19 protein-coding genes and 4 pseudogenes are annotated in these 18,531 nt (G+C 68.1%); 15 read left to right on the forward strand and 8 right to left on the reverse strand.

Going from position 1 to position 18,531, the window contains the following annotated elements; genetic code table 11:
* Positions 1–269 precede the first annotated feature (269 nt).
* Both SSPN_RS0118195 and SSPN_RS0118200 read right to left on the reverse strand, forming a co-directional pair.
* Positions 270–506 carry a hypothetical protein gene (locus SSPN_RS0118195; protein ID WP_010696869.1) on the reverse strand — a complete coding sequence of 79 codons (237 nt, stop codon included), beginning with the start codon at positions 504–506 and terminating at the stop codon, positions 270–272.
* Between the two features lies 1 nt (position 507).
* Entirely contained in the window at positions 508–822 is a 315-nt protein-coding gene (locus tag SSPN_RS0118200) for a hypothetical protein (protein ID WP_148271986.1), read from the reverse strand.
* 571 nt (positions 823–1,393) lie between these two features.
* Between SSPN_RS0118200 and SSPN_RS0118210 the strand changes: the two genes are divergently transcribed.
* Positions 1,394–2,491, forward strand: a complete 1,098-nt coding sequence (locus tag SSPN_RS0118210) for a helix-turn-helix domain-containing protein (RefSeq protein WP_044574319.1) — start codon at positions 1,394–1,396, stop codon at positions 2,489–2,491.
* Between the two features lie 252 nt (positions 2,492–2,743).
* Here the strand turns inward: SSPN_RS0118210 and SSPN_RS56810 are convergent, their stop codons facing one another.
* The gene (locus tag SSPN_RS56810) at positions 2,744–2,905 is read right to left on the reverse strand and encodes a hypothetical protein (protein WP_158309586.1); all 162 of its coding nucleotides are present in this window, start codon (positions 2,903–2,905) and stop codon (positions 2,744–2,746) included.
* A 134-nt stretch (positions 2,906–3,039) separates the two neighbouring features.
* Between SSPN_RS56810 and SSPN_RS0118230 the strand changes: the two genes are divergently transcribed.
* From SSPN_RS0118230 to SSPN_RS0118265, 7 genes and pseudogenes are all read left to right on the forward strand, one after another.
* Positions 3,040–3,735, forward strand: a complete 696-nt coding sequence (locus SSPN_RS0118230) for a TetR/AcrR family transcriptional regulator (RefSeq protein WP_010696886.1) — start codon at positions 3,040–3,042, stop codon at positions 3,733–3,735.
* Positions 3,732–4,868: an FAD-dependent oxidoreductase gene (locus SSPN_RS0118235; protein ID WP_010696887.1), complete on the forward strand. Its 1,137-nt coding sequence runs from the start codon at positions 3,732–3,734 to the stop codon at positions 4,866–4,868. Before SSPN_RS0118230 ends, SSPN_RS0118235 begins: the two co-directional genes overlap by 4 nt.
* Before the next feature lie 61 nt (positions 4,869–4,929).
* Positions 4,930–5,148 (forward strand): annotated as a pseudogene (locus SSPN_RS62715) (pyridoxal-dependent decarboxylase); the annotation flags it as partial.
* 291 nt (positions 5,149–5,439) lie between these two features.
* Entirely contained in the window at positions 5,440–5,973 is a 534-nt protein-coding gene (locus SSPN_RS44410) for a MarR family winged helix-turn-helix transcriptional regulator (protein WP_010696889.1), read from the forward strand.
* Positions 5,897–6,706, forward strand: a complete 810-nt coding sequence (locus SSPN_RS0118255) for an ABC transporter ATP-binding protein (protein WP_010696890.1) — start codon at positions 5,897–5,899, stop codon at positions 6,704–6,706. Before SSPN_RS44410 ends, SSPN_RS0118255 begins: the two co-directional genes overlap by 77 nt.
* Positions 6,666–7,487, forward strand: coding sequence for an ABC transporter permease (locus SSPN_RS0118260; protein ID WP_010696891.1), 822 nt, complete (start codon positions 6,666–6,668; stop codon positions 7,485–7,487). The genes SSPN_RS0118255 and SSPN_RS0118260 overlap by 41 nt, the downstream gene beginning before the upstream one ends.
* 414 nt (positions 7,488–7,901) lie before the next feature.
* A complete protein-coding gene (locus tag SSPN_RS0118265; RefSeq protein WP_010696892.1) occupies positions 7,902–8,654 on the forward strand; it encodes a class I SAM-dependent methyltransferase in 753 nt (250 codons plus the stop codon).
* A 54-nt stretch (positions 8,655–8,708) separates the two neighbouring features.
* Here SSPN_RS0118265 and SSPN_RS0118270 read toward each other — a convergent pair whose 3' ends face one another.
* A complete protein-coding gene (locus SSPN_RS0118270) occupies positions 8,709–8,897 on the reverse strand; it encodes a hypothetical protein (RefSeq protein WP_143539546.1) in 189 nt (62 codons plus the stop codon).
* 313 nt (positions 8,898–9,210) lie between these two features.
* Between SSPN_RS0118270 and SSPN_RS0118275 the strand changes: the two genes are divergently transcribed.
* The 3 genes and pseudogenes from SSPN_RS0118275 to SSPN_RS44415 all read left to right on the forward strand — a co-directional run bounded on the left by SSPN_RS0118275 (position 9,211) and on the right by SSPN_RS44415 (position 11,936).
* The gene (locus tag SSPN_RS0118275) at positions 9,211–9,420 is read left to right on the forward strand and encodes a heavy-metal-associated domain-containing protein (RefSeq protein WP_010696894.1); all 210 of its coding nucleotides are present in this window, start codon (positions 9,211–9,213) and stop codon (positions 9,418–9,420) included.
* Between the two features lie 28 nt (positions 9,421–9,448).
* Positions 9,449–9,679: a hypothetical protein gene (locus SSPN_RS54960; RefSeq protein ID WP_010696895.1), complete on the forward strand. Its 231-nt coding sequence runs from the start codon at positions 9,449–9,451 to the stop codon at positions 9,677–9,679.
* Positions 9,676–11,936, forward strand: a pseudogene (locus SSPN_RS44415) (heavy metal translocating P-type ATPase). The gene SSPN_RS54960 and the pseudogene SSPN_RS44415 overlap by 4 nt, the downstream one beginning before the upstream one ends.
* A gap of 314 nt (positions 11,937–12,250) precedes the next feature.
* Here the strand turns inward: SSPN_RS44415 and SSPN_RS63280 are convergent.
* A complete protein-coding gene (locus SSPN_RS63280) occupies positions 12,251–13,180 on the reverse strand; it encodes an STAS domain-containing protein (RefSeq protein ID WP_010696897.1) in 930 nt (309 codons plus the stop codon).
* A 238-nt stretch (positions 13,181–13,418) separates the two neighbouring features.
* On the opposite strand from SSPN_RS63280, the gene SSPN_RS44425 reads away from it, so the two are divergent.
* On the forward strand, positions 13,419–13,685 hold the full coding sequence (locus SSPN_RS44425; protein WP_010696898.1) for a hypothetical protein: 267 nt from the start codon (positions 13,419–13,421) through the stop codon (positions 13,683–13,685).
* Positions 13,686–13,767: 82 nt separating this feature from the next.
* On the opposite strand, the pseudogene SSPN_RS54965 reads toward SSPN_RS44425, so the two are convergent.
* Positions 13,768–13,885: pseudogene (locus tag SSPN_RS54965) on the reverse strand (IS5/IS1182 family transposase); the annotation flags it as partial.
* Between the two features lie 280 nt (positions 13,886–14,165).
* On the opposite strand from SSPN_RS54965, the pseudogene SSPN_RS0118300 reads away from it, so the two are divergent.
* Positions 14,166–14,360: pseudogene (locus tag SSPN_RS0118300) on the forward strand (ISAzo13-like element transposase-related protein); the annotation flags it as partial.
* Positions 14,361–14,497: 137 nt separating this feature from the next.
* On the opposite strand, the gene SSPN_RS0118305 reads toward SSPN_RS0118300, so the two are convergent.
* Complete coding sequence (locus SSPN_RS0118305; RefSeq protein WP_010696900.1) at positions 14,498–15,655, reverse strand: LLM class flavin-dependent oxidoreductase; 1,158 nt, start codon at positions 15,653–15,655, stop codon at positions 14,498–14,500.
* 236 nt (positions 15,656–15,891) lie between these two features.
* Here SSPN_RS0118305 and SSPN_RS58460 point away from each other — a divergent pair, with 236 nt between their 5' ends.
* Positions 15,892–16,272, forward strand: a complete 381-nt coding sequence (locus tag SSPN_RS58460) for a hypothetical protein (RefSeq protein ID WP_202798836.1) — start codon at positions 15,892–15,894, stop codon at positions 16,270–16,272.
* Here the strand turns inward: SSPN_RS58460 and SSPN_RS53780 are convergent.
* Complete coding sequence (locus SSPN_RS53780; protein ID WP_010696903.1) at positions 16,255–16,896, reverse strand: nitronate monooxygenase; 642 nt, start codon at positions 16,894–16,896, stop codon at positions 16,255–16,257. The two genes, SSPN_RS58460 and SSPN_RS53780, sit on opposite strands and share 18 nt — an antisense overlap.
* Positions 16,897–17,071: 175 nt before the next feature.
* On the opposite strand from SSPN_RS53780, the gene SSPN_RS0118315 reads away from it, so the two are divergent.
* Positions 17,072–18,526 (forward strand): MFS transporter, encoded by a 1,455-nt coding sequence (locus SSPN_RS0118315; RefSeq protein WP_010696904.1) that lies wholly within the window; start codon positions 17,072–17,074, stop codon positions 18,524–18,526.
* The last annotated feature ends 5 nt before the right edge of the window (positions 18,527–18,531 follow it).

The raw sequence follows: 18,531 nt of genomic DNA on the forward strand, positions 1-18,531 counted from the left end.
GAACGGACCATCCGTGCCACCTACCGAAACAAACAGGCCGTTCGCTTCACACCAAAAACCCAGCGCTCACATCAGATGCGCGGAGCGAACGGACCGTTCGTGCCGCCTATCGAGGTGAACAGGCCGTTCGCTTCACACCGGTTGGCCAGGCAGAACCCGACCACTCCCGCTGGGGCGGGCAGCGGAACCGCCCGGCAGGACCAGTTCCAAAACAGCCTCTACAGCCCTCAAAAGCGCTCACGGGACCTGACCAGCTGGAAACGGCACGCTCACGGGTCTTCGCTGAGCACGGCTTCGCGTTCCTGCACGAGCCGGGCGCGGATCTGCTCCAGTCGTTGGTTCTCCAGCTCCACAGCGGTGGTCAGCACGCAGGCATCGCAACCGATGCGGGCCCGAGCGGCTTCACCTTCGGCGAGTTGACGGCACACGGTGAGCGCCGGGCTGGTGCTGGGCCGGATGATGTGCACAGTGCCGTCGGCATCGGTCCAGCGGTTGTCGCCGAGCATGTCAGCCTCGTTTCTTCTCGAACTGCGCGCAGTGGGCTCGGACCCATTGCTGCGCACGGTGGGTGAGGGTGATGGGATCCCATTCGGTGTCGATCTCGACGGTCCACGGCAGCGGGTACTCGTCCGAGCAGTCGATGTCGCCGTGGTAGATCCGGACCGCGCTTTCGCCCGCGTACCAGCGGAATACGAACGACGAGTACAGGTAAACCAGGTACGCACCGCGCCGGTCCCGACGCATCAGCGGCCCTTTCCGCACAGCGGGTATCCGGTACAAGGTGATCGACTTCCCGTTGTGGAAAGTTACGGTCTCCGGCACAGCCACAGCAGAGATATCGGCCCATTCCAACATGTTCAGAGGCCCACGATGGTGGTGGACTCAGTACAGCAGCACTTCCGGCAGCCTTCTTCCTTGCAGTCCCCACAGGAATGCGTGGTCGTCGTCGGACTCTGAACCTTCATCTCCTCCAGGGCCTCGTTGCAACGCGAACAGGTCGGAGCGTGAATCCAGTCGATTTCGGACGGCTTGGCGAGAGCGAAAATCTCGTCGCAGGCAGATATCACGGATGGAGCTGCGTCCTCGCTGGTGCCGAAGAACGCATGACGAACGAGGCCGTAGGAACTCGTGTCGTCCGGAACTGGTCGCCAGAAGTAGTGCAGCCATGCCTGCGTCGTCGTCACGGGAGCCCCTATTCGTTGGTGCCGTCGGTGGTTGCTTCGCGATGCTCAGTTGGTGTGGCAGTCCCCGCCAATCGGCCGGGGAACCCTTCCAGAGGGGGGCGCTGGAGGGCGCAACGATCAGCGAGGACTGCCTTAAGTAGTTTCGGAGGCACGGACAGTAGGCGGTAGGGTTTGGCTGTTCACAGGTGTTCACAGCGGGGGCGAGGCTGATGACGACGGGTGCGGACTTGCGGACTGCCCGCGATGCTGCGGGTTTGAGCTTGTCCCGGATGGCGCGGCGCACGCACTTCGCCAAGTCGTACTTGAGCATGGTCGAAACTGGGAAAAGGTCGGTTGCGCCGGATGTGGTCGACGCCTACGAACAGGTGCTCGGCGTGCCGTTGCGGCCCGCTCCGAGTGATCCGTTGCGGATCGCCCATGAATGGCTCGTTTCGGAGTCACCGATTGTTGTTCAATTCCGCTCCGGTCGGCGGGTCGGTGATTCTCTGGCGGAGGAGCTGGAAACCCGCGTGATCGAGCTTCGTCATCTCGATGATGTGGTCAGCAGCCGGGATCTCTTGCCTGCTGTGTCGAAAGAACTGGGGGAAGCCGACAGGCTTGTCCGGTCGGCGAGCTTCTCAGAGCCAGTGGGCCAACGTCTCTTCAAGGCCGTTGGAGAACTGGCCCAGCTCGCTGGCTGGATAGCAAGCGATGCCGGCCGTTACGCCGAGGCGCAGCGGCTGTACATCTCAGGTGTGGATGCGGCCGGTGAGGCATTCGATCGCGTTCTTGGAGCCCAGTTGCTGTCGAGCCTGAGTTATCAGGTAGCAAACGTCGGTAACCCACGCGATGCGGCGCTTTTGGCTCGGACTGCCGTGAAGGGTGCAGACGGGGCAACGCCCGTCGTTCGCGCACTGCTCCTCGAACGCGTGGCATGGGCCTCAGCCAAGGCCAAAGACATCCTTGGCACGTGGCAGGCTCTGGGTGCCGTGAACGACTCGTACGAACGACGAGGCGACGACGGATCTGAGCCAGAATGGGTCTACTGGCTCAACCGATCCGAGATCGACATCATGGCAGGTCGGTGCATGATCGAGCTGGGCAGGCCCCACGATGCCGAACCGCTCCTGTCGAACGCTGTCGCGAACTACCCTCCGGATCATGCCAGGGAGGTAGCACTTTATCTTTCCTGGCTTGCTGAATCCCACGTCGGAGCCGGTGATCTGGACGCTGCCCGCGACGCTATCGAGCGGGCACAGCGCTATGCCGCAGCCATGCCCTCAGCCAGAACCAACGACCGGCTCCACACGGTACGACAGATGCTTTAACGACTCTCCTCAGGTCACCGCGCGGGAGACGTGCCAGAACTCGGCGATAGCGCTTGGAAATACCGCCCAGGAAACGGCCTGTTCGGCGTACCAGCAACCCCTGCTCCAGGACCCCAAGTGCAGTGAAACAAAAGTCACTCCCTATAGCTATAGCGGCCCAAAGCAGTCCGGGTGCAGTTCCGGCAGCGCCGCGAACGCGCCGACGACCGTCCCCTGGTCCTTCGCGAGCACCACCCTGATGTCCTCGCCCATCTAGGCCGGCCTCAGCGGCACCGCGACGGTCAGAGTGGTTCCCGCCGAGCCGGTGCGCCTCACCCGGCCGCCCAGCGCGCCGATCCGCTCGCGCAAGCCGGTCAGGCCGTTGCCTTCCTTCACGACTCCTCCCACCCCGTCGTCGGCGGCCACTAGCCGCATCTCGCCTCCTGGGCTTCCAGCCTGATGTGGCAGGTCTTCGCGTTGGCGTGCCGGACGACGTTGGTCACCGCTTCGCGCAGCGCCAACACTATAGCGAACATGTTCGTTACGAACATGTTCGCTATAGTGGGAGCGTGACAGCCAATCGCGACAAGCCGCGCAGCCGCCGGGAACGACCGGCCAAACCCGCCCTGACCAGGGACTGCATCGTGACAGCCGCCGTCGGGATCATGCGCGCCGAGGGCCTGCGCAAGGTCACCATGCGGCGCTTGGCGCAGGAGCTGGACACCGGTCCTGCCTCGCTGTACGTCTACGTCAGCAACACGGCCGAGCTGCACGCGGCGATCCTGGACGAAGTCCTGGGCACCATCGAGCCGCCTGCCGCCGGTGGCGACTGGCGGGAGCGCTTGGAGGAGCTACTCACGGCCTACACCGTGGTGCTCTTCGCGAACCCCAGCCTCGCCCGCTCCGCGCTCGCGGCCCGCCCCAGCGGCCAGCACTACCTGAACCTGATCGAGGCGCTGCTGGCGTTGCTGGACGAGGGCGGCGCCGCTCCCGCGCAGGCGGCCTGGGGCGTTGATCTGCTGCTGCAGTTCGCCACCGCGACGGCGGCCGAGCAGGCCACGCGGGACCAGTCCGCCGACGCACCGGACGAGTGGGACGACCTTGTCCACGCCCTGGCGAACACCTCCGGTCGCACGCACCCCCACATCGCCGCGCTGGCCCCCCAGCTGACCTCCGGCACCCCACAGGAACGGCTGTCGTGGGGCTTGCGCGCCCTGGTCAACGGCATCCTGCACACCCCCGGCCCCGAAGGGAACAAGCCATGACCCGGCATCACCCCATCGTCATCGTCGGCGGAGGACTCGGCGGGCTGACGCTCGCCCGAGTCCTGCACGTCAACGGCATCGAAGCCGCCGTCTACGACCGGGACGCCGCGCCGACCGCCCACTCACAGGGCGGCATGCTCGACATCCACGCCGACTCCGGCCAAGTCGCCCTGCACGCCGCCGGTCTCCACGAGGACTTCCGCGCGCTCGTCCGCCCCGGCGGCCAGGCCATGCGGATCCTCGACAAGCACGCCGTCGTCCACCTGGAGGAGGCCGACGACGGCGACGGCGAGCGCCCCGAGGTCGAGCGCGGCCAGCTTCGCGACCTCCTGCTCGGCGCTGTCCCCGAGGGCACCGTCCGCTGGGGCGCGAAGGTAACCGGAGCCCGCCCGCTGGGCGGCGGCAGGCACGAGGTGGCACTCGCCGACGGCACCTCGTTCACCACCGATCTGCTGGTCGGCGCGGACGGGGCCTGGTCGAAGATCCGCCCGCTGGTCTCCGGTGCCGTACCCGCCTACACGGGCATCTCCGGTGTCGAAGCGGACCTGCTCGACGCCGACACCAGGCATCCCCGAAGCGCAGCCGTGGTCGGCGGCGGCATGCTCTTCGCGCTCGGCGAGGGCCGGGGATTCCTCGCCCACCGCGAGATCGACGGCAGCCTGCACGTCTACAACATGCGCGAAGCCCCCGAGGACTGGACCTCCGGCATCGACTTCACGGACATCGAGGCGGCGAAGGCGACCGTGCTGGCGGACTTCAGCGACTGGGACGAGAGCCTGCGGGCGCTGATCAGAGACGCGGACGGCGAACTGGTCCCGCGCCCCATCTACGCGCTGCCGATCGGCCACCGCTGGGACCGCCGTCCCGGCGTCACGCTGCTCGGCGACGCGGCGCACCTGATGTCGCCGTTCGCGGGCGAGGGCGCCAACCTCGCCATGCTCGACGGGGCCGAACTTGGCCAGGCCATCGCCGCGCACCCCGGCGACGCCGAAACCGCTCAAACCGCTCTTGCCGCCTACGAACAGGCGCTCTTCCCGCGCAGCGAGGCTTCGGCATTGGCATCCGCTGAAAGCCTCACCACCTTGTTCAGCCCCGGCGCGCCCGAAGGCTTGCTCGCCCTGTTCGCCTCGTAGCGCCAGGCCGCCTGACCATCCACAGTGTCCTGTCCGGTGGCTCTGCGCGACGAGTACCTCGCAGACCAACGAGCTGGAACGGCGTTGCGTCAACATCATCGCCGAGCGGTGGCACGCCCCGGCGGGATGCGACGCGGTCGGCTGTTCGACGACCGGCTCCAGCGAGGGGTGCATGCTGGCGGGCCTGGCGCTGCTGCGCCGTTGGCGGGCGCACAGGCGGGCCGCCGCTGCCGACTCGGACCGGCCGAACCTCGTGCTGGGCATCAACGCGCAGGTGTGCCCAGCTCGCAGGTGATCGCCCAGTACTACCAGTTCGTCCGCCTCGGCTGGGACGGCTACCGCGCGGTCCAGCAGAACCTCCCGGGACGTCGCGAAGTACCTCGCCGGGCGGCTCGCCACCGTGGAACCGTTCGAGGCGCTCACCGACGGCAGCGACCTGCCGGTGCTCGCCTTCGCGTTGCCACGGGCGGAGTACTGCAACCGCTGAACAAATTCCCGTTGGCGTTAAACAAGAAGCACTCCTGCAACTCGCGTTGCGCGAATACCTCTCAATGCGAGGTAACGTGGTCGCGTGGACGATGTGGACGCGTGGGTCGTCGCCGACGAGTTGATGACCGTGATCGCGGCGCTGCGGCGGACCGTGCGGCGCAGTCTTCGCGCCGAGCTGCCGACGCCGGACCTGCGGGGCGCCCACGTCGAACTGCTGCGGGTCGTCGAACAGCAGCCGGGCATCAGCGTCACCGCGGCGGCCCTGCAACTGCGGATGGCGGCGAATTCCGTCAGCACGTTGGTCAACCAGCTCGCCCGCGTCGGCCTGCTACGCCGTGAAACCGATCCCGCCGACCGCCGCGCGATCCGGCTGCACCTGACCGACACCGCCGCGCACCGGCTCGCGACCTGGCGGCGGGCGAGAACCGGCCTCGTCGGCGATGCGCTCGCCGAATTGTCCGCGGTGGATCAGCAGGCGGTTGCCGGAGCGCTGCGGGGTTTGCACGCGTTGGTCGATGCCCTGGAAGGAGGTGGCGCCGATGACCGAGCGGATGGCCGTGCGGTGCAGGGATCTGCGGCACGCGTTCGGCGACCAGATCGCGGTCGACGGGGTTGACCTGGACGTCCCGCCCGGCGAGGTCTTCGGGTTGCTGGGGCCCAACGGCGCGGGCAAGACCACCACGATCCGGGCGATCACCACTCTCCTGCCCACCAGGGCGGGGACGATCGAGGTCTTCGGCGTCGACGTGGCACGCCACAAGCTGGCGGCGCGAAGGCTGATCGGCTATGTGCCGCAACAGCTTTCGGCTGACGGGTCGCTGACCGGACGGGAGAACGTCGCGCTGTTCGCCCGGCTCTTCGACGTTCCCCGTGCCCAACGGGGATCCGTGGTGCGCGCCGCGCTGGACGCGGTCGGGCTCACCGATGCCGCCGAGCGCCTGGCGAACACCTACTCGGGCGGTATGGTGCGCCGCTTGGAACTCGCCCAGGCGCTCGTCAGCGGGCCGAAGCTGCTGGTGCTGGACGAGCCGACGATCGGCCTCGACCCCATCGGCCGGGAGAGCGTGTGGGACCGGATTCGCGAGATCCGCGCCGAGACCGGCATGACCGTGCTGGTGACGACGCATTACATGGACGAGGCCGACCAGCACTGCGAGCAGATCGCCCTAATGCACCGCGGGCGGATTCGCGCGCGCGGCGCTCCGGCGGAGCTCAAGGCCGCCGTGGGCCCGGACGCCACGCTCGACGACGTCTTCCGGACGATCAGCGACGACGCCTTCGGCGCCGAAACGGGGGAAGGGATGCGACATGTCCGCGCGGCTCGACGCACTTCCAGCCGCCTCGGTTGAACCGGTGCGGCGCAGCCCGCCGGGGCTGCTGTTGGCGCGGGTGGCGGCGATGTGCCTGGTCGAGCTGCAGAAGTTGCGGCACGACCGGACAGAGCTGCTCACCAGGGCCATCCAGCCCGCGCTGTGGCTGCTGATCTTCGGCGAGGTGTTCACCCGGCTGCGGGCGATCCCCACCGGGAACATCCCGTACCTGGACTACCTCGCACCCGGGATCCTCGCGCAGTCGGCGCTGTTCATCGCGATCTTCTACGGCATCCAGATCATCTGGGAGCGGGATGCCGGCGTGCTGGCGAAGCTGCTGGTCACGCCCACGCCGCGGGTCGCCCTGGTCACCGGCAAGGCGTTCGCCGCCGGGGTGCGCGCGCTGGTGCAGGCGCTGGTGGTGCTGGTGCTGGCCGCACTGCTCGGCGTCGGGCTCACCGCCAACCCGGTGAACCTGCTCGGAATGGCGGTCGTGGTGGTCCTCGGCTCGGCGTTCTTCTGCTGCCTGTCCATCACGATCGCGGGTCTGGTGCTGTCCAGGGACCGGCTGATGGGGATCGGGCAGGCGATCACGATGCCGCTGTTCTTCGCCTCCAACGCCCTGTACCCGGTCGAGCTGATGCCGGAGTGGTTGAAGGTGGCCAACTACGCGAACCCGCTCGGCTACGAGGTGGATGCGCTGCGAGGTCTTCTGATCGGCACGCCCGCCCACCTGGCGCTGGACTTCGCCGTGCTGGTCGTCGCCGCCGGCACCATGATCAGCATCGCCTCGGCCCTGCTCGGCCGCCTGGCCCGGTGAACGGCCTGCGGGAACGGGCTCCCGCCGATCTCGCGCGGAATCGGCACCCTGCACGCGGCATCCTGTCGACTCATCCACCTGAGGTGTTCGAAACCGGCGAGTCAGCAGCACGGGCATGGCCGCACGGTCCATCAACGGTGGATTCCTGACCTGCTGAACGTTGAACGCCGTCGAGGCACCTCGAGCTTTCCCCGCGCCTTCAGCATGCCCCGCAACGTGTTCGCATGCTGACGCCCCGGCGCGACGCCGCATCGACGACGTCCGCAGACCGTCCGAAATGGACCACAGATCTCGGGTTGCCCGAAATCCGCACGGGAGGTTTGCGGCGCAGCGACGAACGCTACCCTACCGAAGGAAGACTGTTGCAAATGAGTTGCAGCTACGCTCGTAGCGATGCCAGGAGAGGGGAAGGTCGTGGTGGGCAACAACCGTCGAGCGGCACTCGATGCGGTCCGCGCCAACTGGAATCGACGGGCGCCGGCGTACGACCGCTTCTACCGGGACTACACGCAGGACAAACGCGATGCGTGGCGCGCGGCCTACGAGAAGATCCTCGGCGAGCTGTTCGCGCGGCGCGACGAGCCGCTCAAGGTCCTCGACGTCGGCACCGGGACCGGGTTCCTCTCGACGCTGCTGGCCGAACTCGGGCACCACGTGACCGCTATCGACCCGTCCAACGCGATGCTCGACTACGCCCGCGCCGAAGCGGGCCGCCGGGGCGTCGAGGTGCGGACCATCGCCTGCGGCGCCCACGACGTCGCGCGGCTGGGCACCGAGTTCGACCTCGTGACCGCGCGATACGTCCTGTGGACGCTGCCCGACCCGGTCGCCGCGCTGCGGGCCTGGCGCGAGGTCATCACCCCCGGCGGTGGCCTGCTGCTCGCGGACGGGCTCTGGCACACCTGGCGGCACGACGGCCGCCGACTCGCCGCATCGCTGCGACCGGGCGGCGACCACCGCTTCCTCTGGCAACTCCTGCGCGACTACGCGCAGATCGGCAACGCGACGCCGCACTGGGCGGGCCTGACCCCGGACCGCGCGCGGGCACTCCTCGCGGCAAGCGGATTCCAGAGCGGGGCTCGCCACGACCAGCTCCTGCCCGGGAACGCCCGCCCCGTCAGTGCGGACTTCTTCATCCTGGGCACGCGACCTGCACGACTCCCATGACACCAATCACTTCCGGCGCCAGCAGCGAAGCAAGCGAACTTCCATTGTGGACAATTAGACCCGCAGGACCCTGAAAGCGAGGGAGCGGACCTTCCGCTCAGCGACGTTCACCCCGGGACTCCCCTGAGCTCCGCCGGCAAGGGCCAGTTCGACCCGATCACCGCCGTCCTGGACGACGACCCGCAGCTCATCGGAGGTCGAGGCGACACGCACGTCCGCCTGCCCGGCTCGCCCCACGGTCACGGTCGGCACCTTCGCCTGGGCAGCCAGCCGTCTCCCCCACGAATCGTCGATTTTGATCAACGCCCGGCGGTGGCACCATCCGTCCCCGAAGCACTGCTCGGCCGCGCTGACTCGCGTCAGCTAAGCAGTGTCGACCCGCTGCCGCTGGTACGCGAGTCGCCCGGATGGCAGGGGAGTTCCCGACCGATCGGTTGTGCGCACTGGAGAAACGGGAGTGGCAGCTGAGTCGACACGCTTTGACCACGTTACCCCCCTAGGGTATAAACGAGGTGTCTGCCGCCGGGCCGACGACGAGCCAGCGGAAGGGATCGACGTGATCGAAGCCAACTACACCGTGACCGGCATGACCTGCGACCACTGCGCGCGGTCGGTGACCGACGAGATCAGCAAGATCAACACGGTCTCGGACGTGTCGGTGAACCTGCCCACCGGTGCCGTGACCGTGTGCAGCTCCGAGCCGGTGAACGACGTCGACGTGCGCGCGGCCGTCGAGGAAGCCGGCTACGAACTGGCCACCAAATAACGAGCGCCACACAACCCGAGGACCACCCGTGTTCGCCGTCTTCACGCCCAGCGGAGACCGGACCTCGGCGTCTCCCCCACCAACGATGCGTGCACACGCCAGGCCTAGCATCGCCTTCGACCTCGAGGTGCCGTCCAGCGACATGGCGATCCGGCACCAGGTCGAGGTCCGCGTCGCGGAAATCGCAGTCGACGCGCAGCAGCCGGCGGACGGGCCGCGGAGCCCCGCCGACGACGGCCACGCAGGAGAACCCCGATGAGCACTGGGACGAGCCCCACCGCAGAGATCGAGCTGGCCATCGGCGGCATGACGTGCGCGTCGTGCGCCAGGCGGGTCGAGCGGCGGCTCGGCAAGCTCGAAGGCGTCACGGCCACGGTCAACTACGCCACCGAGAAGGCCAAGGTCACCTTCCCGGAAACGCTCGACCCGCAGCAGCTGGTCGAACAGGTTGAGACGGCCGGGTACACGGCCGAACTGCCCCTCGAAGCGGCGGCCGAATCCGACGAGGACCCGACGAAGTCCTTGCGGAACCGGCTGCTCCACTCGGCCGTGCTGTCGGCTCCGGTGATCGCGTTGGCGATGATCCCGGCGCTGCAGTTCACCAACTGGCAGTGGATCTCGCTCGTCATCGCCACGCCGGTCGTGACGTGGGGCGCGTGGCCGTTCCACCGTGCCGCCTGGACGAACCTGCGCCACGGCGCGGCCATCATGGACACCCTGATCTCCTTGGGCACGCTGGCGGCCTACGCGTGGTCGCTCTACGCGCTGCTGTCCGGCACCGCCGGCACCCCCGGCATGACACACGGGTTCGAGCTCACCATCCAGCGCATGGGCGGCGACGGGAACGTCTACCTCGAAGTCGCGGCCGGGGTCACGACGTTCATCCTCGCTGGGCGCTACTTCGAGGCGCGCTCCAAACGCCGGGCGGGTGCCGCGCTGCGCGCGCTGCTGGAGCTCGGCGCCAAGGACGTCGCGGTGTTCCGCGACGGCGTCGAGGTCCGCATCCCCACAGATCGACTCGCCGTCGGCGACCTGTTCGTGGTCCGCCCCGGGGAGAAAATCGCGACCGACGGGATCATCGAGGAAGGCAACTCCGCCGTCGACGCGAGCATGCTCACCGGCGAATCCGTGCCGGTCGAGGTCGGTGCGGGTGACGCCGTGGTCGGTGCCACCGTCAACGCGGGTGGTCGGCTGGTCGTCGGCGCCACGCGGATCGGCGCGGACACCCGGCTGGCCCAGATGGCCAAGCTCGTCGAGGACGCCCAGAACGGCAAGGCCGCCGTGCAGCGGCTGGCCGACCGGATCTCCGCGGTGTTCGTCCCCGTCGTGATCGTGCTGGCGCTCGGGACGCTGGTCTCCTGGCTCGCCACCGGTGCCGGTGCCACTGCCGCGTTCACCGCTGCCGTCGCGGTGCTGATCATCGCCTGCCCGTGCGCGCTGGGTCTGGCCACGCCGACCGCGCTGCTGGTCGGCACCGGGCGCGGCGCGCAAATGGGCATTCTGATCAAGGGCCTGGAGGTGCTGGAGTCGACCCGGCGCATCGACACCGTGGTGCTGGACAAGACCGGCACTGTCACCAGCGGACAGATGTCGCTGGTCGCCGTGCACACCGCGGACGGGATCGATGAGGAAACGGTGCTGCGCATGGCAGGTGCGGCCGAACACGCGTCGGAACACCCGATCGCCAGGGCGATCGTGCGAGGGGCGGCCGAGCGAGTGGGAGAGCTTCCAGCCGTCGAGGAGTTCAGCAACGTCGAAGGACTCGGCGTGCAGGCCGTCATCGACGGCCGCGCCGTGCTCGTCGGACGCCCGGCGCTGCTCGCGCAGTGGGGCCAACCGCTTCCCGCCGAATTGGTCGCGGCGCAGACCAAGGCCGAGAAGCAGGGCCGGACCGCCGTCGCGGTGGCATGGGACGGTGCCGCCCGCGCCGTGTTGGAGGTCGCCGACACCGTCAAGCCGACGTCCGCAGCGGCCATCGCCGGACTGCGCAAGCTCGGCCTGAAGCCGGTCCTGCTCACCGGCGACAACGAGATGGTGGCGCGCGCGGTGGCGGCCGAGGTCGGCATCGACGAGGTCATCGCCGAGGTCCTGCCGCTGGACAAGGTCGACGTCGTCAAGCGGTTGCAGTCCGAAGGTCACGTGGTGGCGATGGTCGGTGACGGCATCAACGACGCCGCCGCCCTCGCCCAGGCCGACCTCGGCCTGGCCGTGGGTACCGGCACCGACGTGGCCATCGAGGCGAGCGACCTGACCCTGGTCCGCGGCGACCTGCGCGCGGCGGTGGACGCGATCCGGCTGTCCCGCCGGACGCTCGGCACCATCAAGGGCAACCTGTTCTGGGCCTTCGCCTACAACGTGGCAGCCCTGCCGCTTGCGGCAGCCCGATGGCGTTCAGCTCGGTGTTCGTGGTCGGCAACAGCCTGCGGCTGCGCCGCTTCCGCAGCACCAGCACGACCGAACCAATGCCCGGAGCCGAGGCAAGCGAGCCGGTTCCGGCTGTGGCACGTCGAGTTTGAGCGCGGGTTCCCGGTCTCGCGGCGTCTAGCCGCAGTCGAAAGGACTACCGATGCGAACACTCGTCCGTCTACAACGGACGCACCAGCGGGGATCGGTGCACGCGAGCCTGGAAGCCGCGCTGCACCTCTGCTGCCACCAGCTCATCCCCGCGATCAGGGCTGGAATCCGGAAACGGGGGAAGTTCGGCGAAACAGCCGTGGAGCTCACGTCAACCGCTGTGGCCGCTTGCCAACGCGCAAAGCGGAAATGACTTGAACGCCGCGACTGGGCCGGTGGCACGAACAGCCACATCGCCCGTGGCTGCGGCAAAACCCTAGTCAGAGAACCTTCCCGAGCTCGAAGCCGTCTCTTGTCCGCCTGCGCCCGCCGTCGGCTCGAGCTCGGCTCCGTTGGATGTCGCTTGCTGGAGTTCCTGCAGCGCGGCGGCGGGGTCGCGGAACAGTGCCGGGTTGCGCTCCCAGTGCGCCAGTTCCAACTGGGTCAGGTTGCGCACCACGATCACCTCGTCCACCTTGACCAGGAGCACCGATCCGATCTGCACGATGGCGCGCGGGGTGTTCGACAACGACTGGATCAGCCCGGCCACCGCGGCTCCCTGCGCGGCATCGACCTCGGCCTGCTGGCGATCCAGCAGGCGCAGGTCCAGGGCCCGGCTTAGCTTGACGAACTGCTCCTCCTTCGTCGGCAGCTGCCCCGAATTCTTCAACCGGATCAGGAACTCGCCGAACCACGACCCGACCACGGGCGGGAAGGCGTGGGCGAACTCCAGGCCGAAGGCCGCGACCACTCGTTCCGCCGCGTCCGCCACAGCCTGGTGATCCAGCTCGTCGCTGAGATAGATCCGACCGGGAACCCAGTGCCAGCCGATGGTTTCGGCATCCGGGTCGGGCTGCGCGGCCAACGCCGCGCGGTCCGCGAGCAGCGCCTGAGCCGAGGCGACGTCGGGCACGATCCGGAAAACCCTGGTCAGTCCCGTGATCCGGAAGATCTTGAGCAACCGTTCGGTACTGCACACCACGATCAATTCACCGCCGCGAGCGCGCGCCCGCTTCAACCCGCCGACCAGGACGCCGAGCCCGGTGCTGTCCAGGAAGTCCAGCCCATTCAGATTCACGACCAGCCGGACCTCATCACCGCTGAGCGCCTCGACGAATCGCTCCCGCAGGCTGGGCGCGGTGTAGACGTCTAGCTCACCGGTTACCTCGACCACGGTGATCCCCTCGGACAGCCTGACGTTGGTCATCCCGAGTTCCACAGCGCCTCCCTGAGCAGTCTTCTCGAGTATGCCAACAAAACCGGCGCGGCAGGAGCGCTCTGGCAACACGGTAAACGGTTTTCGCAAGCCGTTTGGCCGACAGATCGCGCAATCTCTGTCAGCCAGCTCCGGTTGGTCATAGTGCGCGCGGCCAGTATTTCGGCACGCTTGTTGATGTAGTCGTAGCCCTCCACCGTGGCCGGGCACATGGCTAGCAGGTCAGCCAATGCGTCCCGCGCATGCGGACCTGAACTGGTCGAACCTGACCGCGCCGGAGTTCTGGATCTTGGATTGGGGAGATCACGGCATGGCTCCGCGCGGCCTGGACTCCGCGAACCTGTGGGCCAACTCGCTGACCGTGCCGGAGCTGGCCGAACGGGTATACCGCGAGCGCCGCGCGGACCTGGAGACCAGGCCAGGCAAGCTCATGGCGCTGTTTTCCGTCGCGAAGATCCTCAACGACTCCTCCATCCCGACGAGCTGCGTGGGGTGACCACTCGCAAAGCGGAGAAGCTAGTCGCCGATCTTCAGCCCTGACCGCTTAAGCTGTCCCGTAAACGATCTACGGCATGCCAGCCCTTGCGAACCGGGTCCGCACCTTCCCGCCGCAGCGCGGTGACCAACTTGCCGAACTGCCGCCGGGCTCAGCCGGGTGAACGGGGCTATCCAGGACGGCTCCGACGACGTGATCACAGCAGCCTACGCCAAGATCATCCCACCATGCCATGCAGTGACCCTGGTGGACGGAGTTGGGGGGTGGGGCACGGATTCAATCCAGTCCCGGGCTGGATGCCGGGGACCTTCTCACACCCACCCCCCATAGCCGCGAGTCCCTCACGATCTCCGTCCGGCTCTACACTTCGCATCGTATCCCGAGCCACCGACATCGCTCGTGACCAGCAGTTATAGGACACCTCTTAGTTCCCTATACCGGCGGATCGTCGGGACACTGACGGCCAGCTCGGTCGCCGAAGCCACGTTCGCGGTGGAATCGTTACGGCGCTGGTGGAACGCCGCGGGCCGGGAAGCGTATCCACACGCCGGGCGGCTGCTGGTCACCGCCGATGCGGGCGAGTCCAACAGCTACCGCACCCGCGCCGGGAAGACCGAACTAGCGGCGCTGGCCGCCGAGACCGGCCTGGCCATCACGGTGTGTCACTTCCCGCCGGACTGATCCCGACAACGCGGTAGCGACCACCGCGCCAGCCATGCGGGCAGATCGGGTAGCTCGTATGGCGGTTTCGCGCGAAAACGTCGGTCGTGTGAGGGGAGGTCGTTTCGCGCGAAACCGCCGCACCGCCTTGGTCACGAGCGTTCGGATTCGTACTTCTTCGTCATGTACGCGACCGCGTCATGCTGAGCCTGGGCGTGGCCTTCGCGGGTGGCACCGGCCCTCGCCTTGGCATCCAAAGTGGACTGTCGTTGGCCCTGGAAGGCCGGCATCACGTGCTGGGCGATCAGCTCGTAGGAGCGCTTCGTGGCCGTCGGGTCGGCCCAGTCGTGCGCCATCATCAGCATCGCGCCGAATCCGCCGGACTGGTCGACGAGCCGCTGCACCTGCTCGGCCGCGTCCTCCGGGGTGCCGATCACGCCGACGCCCGAATCGCGGATGAACGCGATCATCTCCTCCAGGTTGCCTCCTGCTACGTGCATCTGTGGGAACGCCGCGATCTTCTGGAAGTACTCGAACCAGTCCACGATCCCGTGCTCGACGTCCCGGTACGCCTGCTCCCGTGTCTCCGCGACGTGCATCGGGCCGACCAGCCGCCACGCGCTGCGATCCACCTGGGTGGCGAAGGCCTCGGCACGCTCGGTCATGATCCCCCAGTGGTAGCCCAGCGCGTCGAAGCCCTCGGCGGTGAGGGTCGCGCCGATCGACAGCAGCCCGACGCCGTGTCGCCCGGCCAGCCGAGGACCGGTCGGGGACGCCACCGCGGCGACCGCGACGTCGAACAACGGATCCGAGTACGGACGCAACTGCAGGCGCGCGTCGACCAGGTTGTGCGTGCGGGTCTTCGCCGTGACCGACTCGCCCTGCAGCAGGCGCAGCACGATGTCGATGTTCTCCTCGAGCAGTTCGCGGGTCTCGGTCGGGTTCAGCCCGATCATCGCCGAATCCGTGGGTAGCGAGCCCGGCCCGACGCCGAGCATGACCCGGCCGCGGGTGAGGTGGTCGAGCAGCACGATCCGGTCCGCCACCCACAGCGGGTTGTGGTACGCCAGGGAGATCACGCCGGTGCCGAGCTTGATGCGGCGGGTGCGTTCGGCGGCCGCTGCGATGAAGATCTCCGGCGAGGCGATGAGTTCGCTACCCGCTGAGTGGTGTTCGCCGATCCACGCCTCGTCGTAGCCGAGCGCGTCGAGGTGCTGGACGAGTTCGAGATCTCGGTGCAGTGCCAGGGTCGGGTTCTGGCCTGCGGTGTGGAAGGGGGCCAGGAAAACGCCGAACCGCAGCTTGCTCACGCCTACCTCCTGGAGTCATGGGCCTCCCAGTTCACTAAAGTCGCCGCCGGTCTGCAATCGCCCGACCGGACACGTCCGAATAGCTTGAGCCTATTGGATCAATCGGCGGGACGTCTTTGCCGTACCGACCGGTCGGTGATTCATTTTTGCCGTACCAGCCGGTCGGTGATTCATTCGGTTGGCATCCCGGTTTTCCGCTGTCCGCATGCCCGCAGTGGACGAGAAGGAGCTCCAGAGTGTTCGCAGCCGACCGGCCCGCCGCCGGTACCCCATTCCCTGTCCGGTTGGCCGAACTCGCCGCCGAACCCGACCGCACCGCGTTGACCTGCGAGGACACCACGCTCACCCCGGCCGAAATGGAGTCCGCGACGAAGAACGACGCCAATGCCTTCGCGCCGTCGTTGCCGTCCTCGGCGACCCGGTTGATGCGCCGCCACGCCTCGTCGGCCAGCATCGGTTGCAGCGGCATCGGCAGCAGCTCGGGACTGCCCGGACGCTCCCACTCATCGTGCCACGCGCTGCGCAGCTGCCGGGCCGGTTTCCGGTGCGGGTCGGCGAACGCAGCGCGTCGCCGCTGGTCGCGGCGAGGGACTTGGCCTTCACCGCCGGCTAGGTGATGTCCTCGTGGCTGGGCAACCACACCGATTCGCCACCACATCCCCGGCCGCGCCCAGCGCCAGCGGTGCGGCCACCTGCCGCCTGGTGGCGATCCCACCAGCCGCCGGCACCGGCACGTCCCTGACGAGGTCGACGACCTCCGGCACCAGCACCAAGTCGCGATGGTTCCGGTGTGCCCACCGGCCCCGGTCCCTTGCGCGACCAGCAGGTCGACGCACGTCTCCGGCTGGTGCTGAGCGTGCTTCGGCGAGTCGATCAGCGCCGCGATCGGCACCTCGTCGGCCTTGCCGCGCTCGAGCATCGTCGGCGGCGGTGTGCCCAGCGCGTTTGCGACCAGCGAAATCCGGTGCGAGAAGGTGACGACGCCCAGCCAGCGGCTGCACGGTCTCCGGGCCGACGCTGGCCGCGAACCGGTCGCCGGCCGATGCGGTGTCGACCGGCGGGGTGTCGTACTTCGCCAGCAGGTCGTTGACGAAGTCGTAGTGCGCCTGGGGAATCTGGGCGCGCAGGCTGGCCAGGTAGTCGGCCGGGTCGCCGGTAGCAGTCTTGCTGCGCACCGGCACGTCGACGCCGTAGGGGCGGCCGCCGAATGCACACCAGGACTGCCGAAGACCAGGCCACACTTCACCTCGGCGTCCGCAATCCCCCACCCATATGTCTATCCACATTGGATAAAAAAAGCCGGACAAATCCCCTCGAATCACACCGAATCGACATCAGCGGCATCTTGCGACACAGGGTGAACATGTGTTTACTTGCTTGGTGAACACAAGTTCACGTCAACTCGAGAGGAGCCCGATGAGCAGCGCCACGCCCGTTCCTGCCGTCGCGTCACGACGTTCGAGGCTGGTCATCGGGGTACTAGCCTCGTGCGGGATCGCGGTGTCGTTGATGCAGACCCTGGTCGTACCGCTGCTCCCGGAATTCCCCAGGCTCCTCGACACGTCCACGTCCAACGCGGGCTGGCTGGTCACCGCACCACTGGTGGCTGGCGCGGTGTGCGCACCCGTCCTCGGGCGGCTCGGCGACATGTACGGCAAGCGCTGGATGCTGCTGATATCGCTGGCCACGATGGCGGTGGGCAGCGCGATCGGCGCCGTCAGCGACGACTTCGCCGCCGTGCTGGTCGGCCGGGTGCTACAGGGCGCGGCGGTCGGCGTGGTCCCGCTGGGCATCAGCATCATGCGCGACGAGTTACCCGAGGACCGGGTGGGTTCCGGGGTGGCCCTGATGAGCGCGACCCTGGGCATCGGCGGCGCGGTCGGCCTGCCGGTGACCGGGGTAGTGGCGGAGAACCTGAACTGGCACTGGCTGTTCGTCGGTGCTGCGGTGTTCGCGATCGTCGAGATCGTGCTGATCCTGCGGGTCGTGCCGGAATCGCCGCTGCGCGCGGGCGGCCGGTTCGACTTCATCGGCGCGGTGGGGCTGTCGGCGGCCCTGACCTGCCTGCTGCTGGCGATCTCCAAGGGCAACGAATGGGGCTGGACCAGCGGCGTCATCCTCGGCCTGCTCGTCGCGGCGACGGCGTTGTTCCTGGTGTGGGGGTTCTACGAGCTGCGCGTCAGCGCGCCGCTGGTGGACCTCCGGGTGTCGGCGCGGCCAGCGGTGTTGCTGACCAACATCGCCTCAGTGCTGGTCGGCATCGCGATGTTCGCCGGGTTCCTGGTGGGCTCGCAGATCATGCAGGCCCCGGAAGACACCGGCTACGGCTTCGGCATGTCACTGGTGGTGACGGGTCTGGTGCTGCTGCCCATCGGCGCCGCGATGGGCGTGTTCTCCCCCGTCTCGGCGCGGATCTCGCGGCGGCGCGGGCCCCGGACCACGCTGATCCTGGGCGGCACGGTGCTGATGCTGGGCAACCTGGCGGGATCGTTCCTGCACTCCCCGCTGCCGCTGGTGGTGTTCAACCTGACCGTGGGCGCGATCGGCGGCGCGCTGTCCTACGGCGCCTTGCCGACGCTGATCATGCAAGCGGTCCCGCAGACCGAAACCGCCGCCGCGAACAGCCTGAACAGCCTGGCCCGGTCCATCGGGACGTCCACCTGCAGCGCCATCGTGGTCGCACTGACGACCGGATCGGTGGTGCAGATCGCCGGCGTGAACTACCCGTCGGTGTTCGCCTATTCATGGGTATTCCTGGTGGCGGGTGCGGCAGCGCTGCTGGCCGCTCTGATCGCCGCGGCGACCCCGAGAACCCGCCGGTACTCGCCTGTTACCGCCAAGGTGGCGACCACGCTCGGGACGTCGCGCTAGCCTGA

Origin of the sequence: Saccharopolyspora spinosa NRRL 18395 (genome assembly GCF_000194155.1) — a bacterium.
GTDB lineage: Bacteria > Actinomycetota > Actinomycetes > Mycobacteriales > Pseudonocardiaceae > Saccharopolyspora > Saccharopolyspora spinosa.

What these genes read in the sequence shown, in the direction of transcription:
- SSPN_RS0118195 (WP_010696869.1), bottom strand. Translation starts at nt 506, where the DNA reads ATGCTCGGCGACAACCGCTGGACCGATGCCGACGGCACTGTGCACATC.
- SSPN_RS0118210 (WP_044574319.1), top strand. Translation starts at nt 1,394, where the DNA reads ATGACGACGGGTGCGGACTTGCGGACTGCCCGCGATGCTGCGGGTTTG.
- SSPN_RS56810 (WP_158309586.1), bottom strand. Translation starts at nt 2,905, where the DNA reads ATGCGGCTAGTGGCCGCCGACGACGGGGTGGGAGGAGTCGTGAAGGAA.
- SSPN_RS0118235 (WP_010696887.1), top strand. Translation starts at nt 3,732, where the DNA reads ATGACCCGGCATCACCCCATCGTCATCGTCGGCGGAGGACTCGGCGGG.
- SSPN_RS0118255 (WP_010696890.1), top strand. Translation starts at nt 5,897, where the DNA reads ATGACCGAGCGGATGGCCGTGCGGTGCAGGGATCTGCGGCACGCGTTC.
- SSPN_RS0118260 (WP_010696891.1), top strand. Translation starts at nt 6,666, where the DNA reads ATGTCCGCGCGGCTCGACGCACTTCCAGCCGCCTCGGTTGAACCGGTG.
- SSPN_RS63280 (WP_010696897.1), bottom strand. Translation starts at nt 13,180, where the DNA reads ATGACCAACGTCAGGCTGTCCGAGGGGATCACCGTGGTCGAGGTAACC.
- SSPN_RS44425 (WP_010696898.1), top strand. Translation starts at nt 13,419, where the DNA reads ATGCGTCCCGCGCATGCGGACCTGAACTGGTCGAACCTGACCGCGCCG.
- SSPN_RS0118315 (WP_010696904.1), top strand. Translation starts at nt 17,072, where the DNA reads ATGAGCAGCGCCACGCCCGTTCCTGCCGTCGCGTCACGACGTTCGAGG.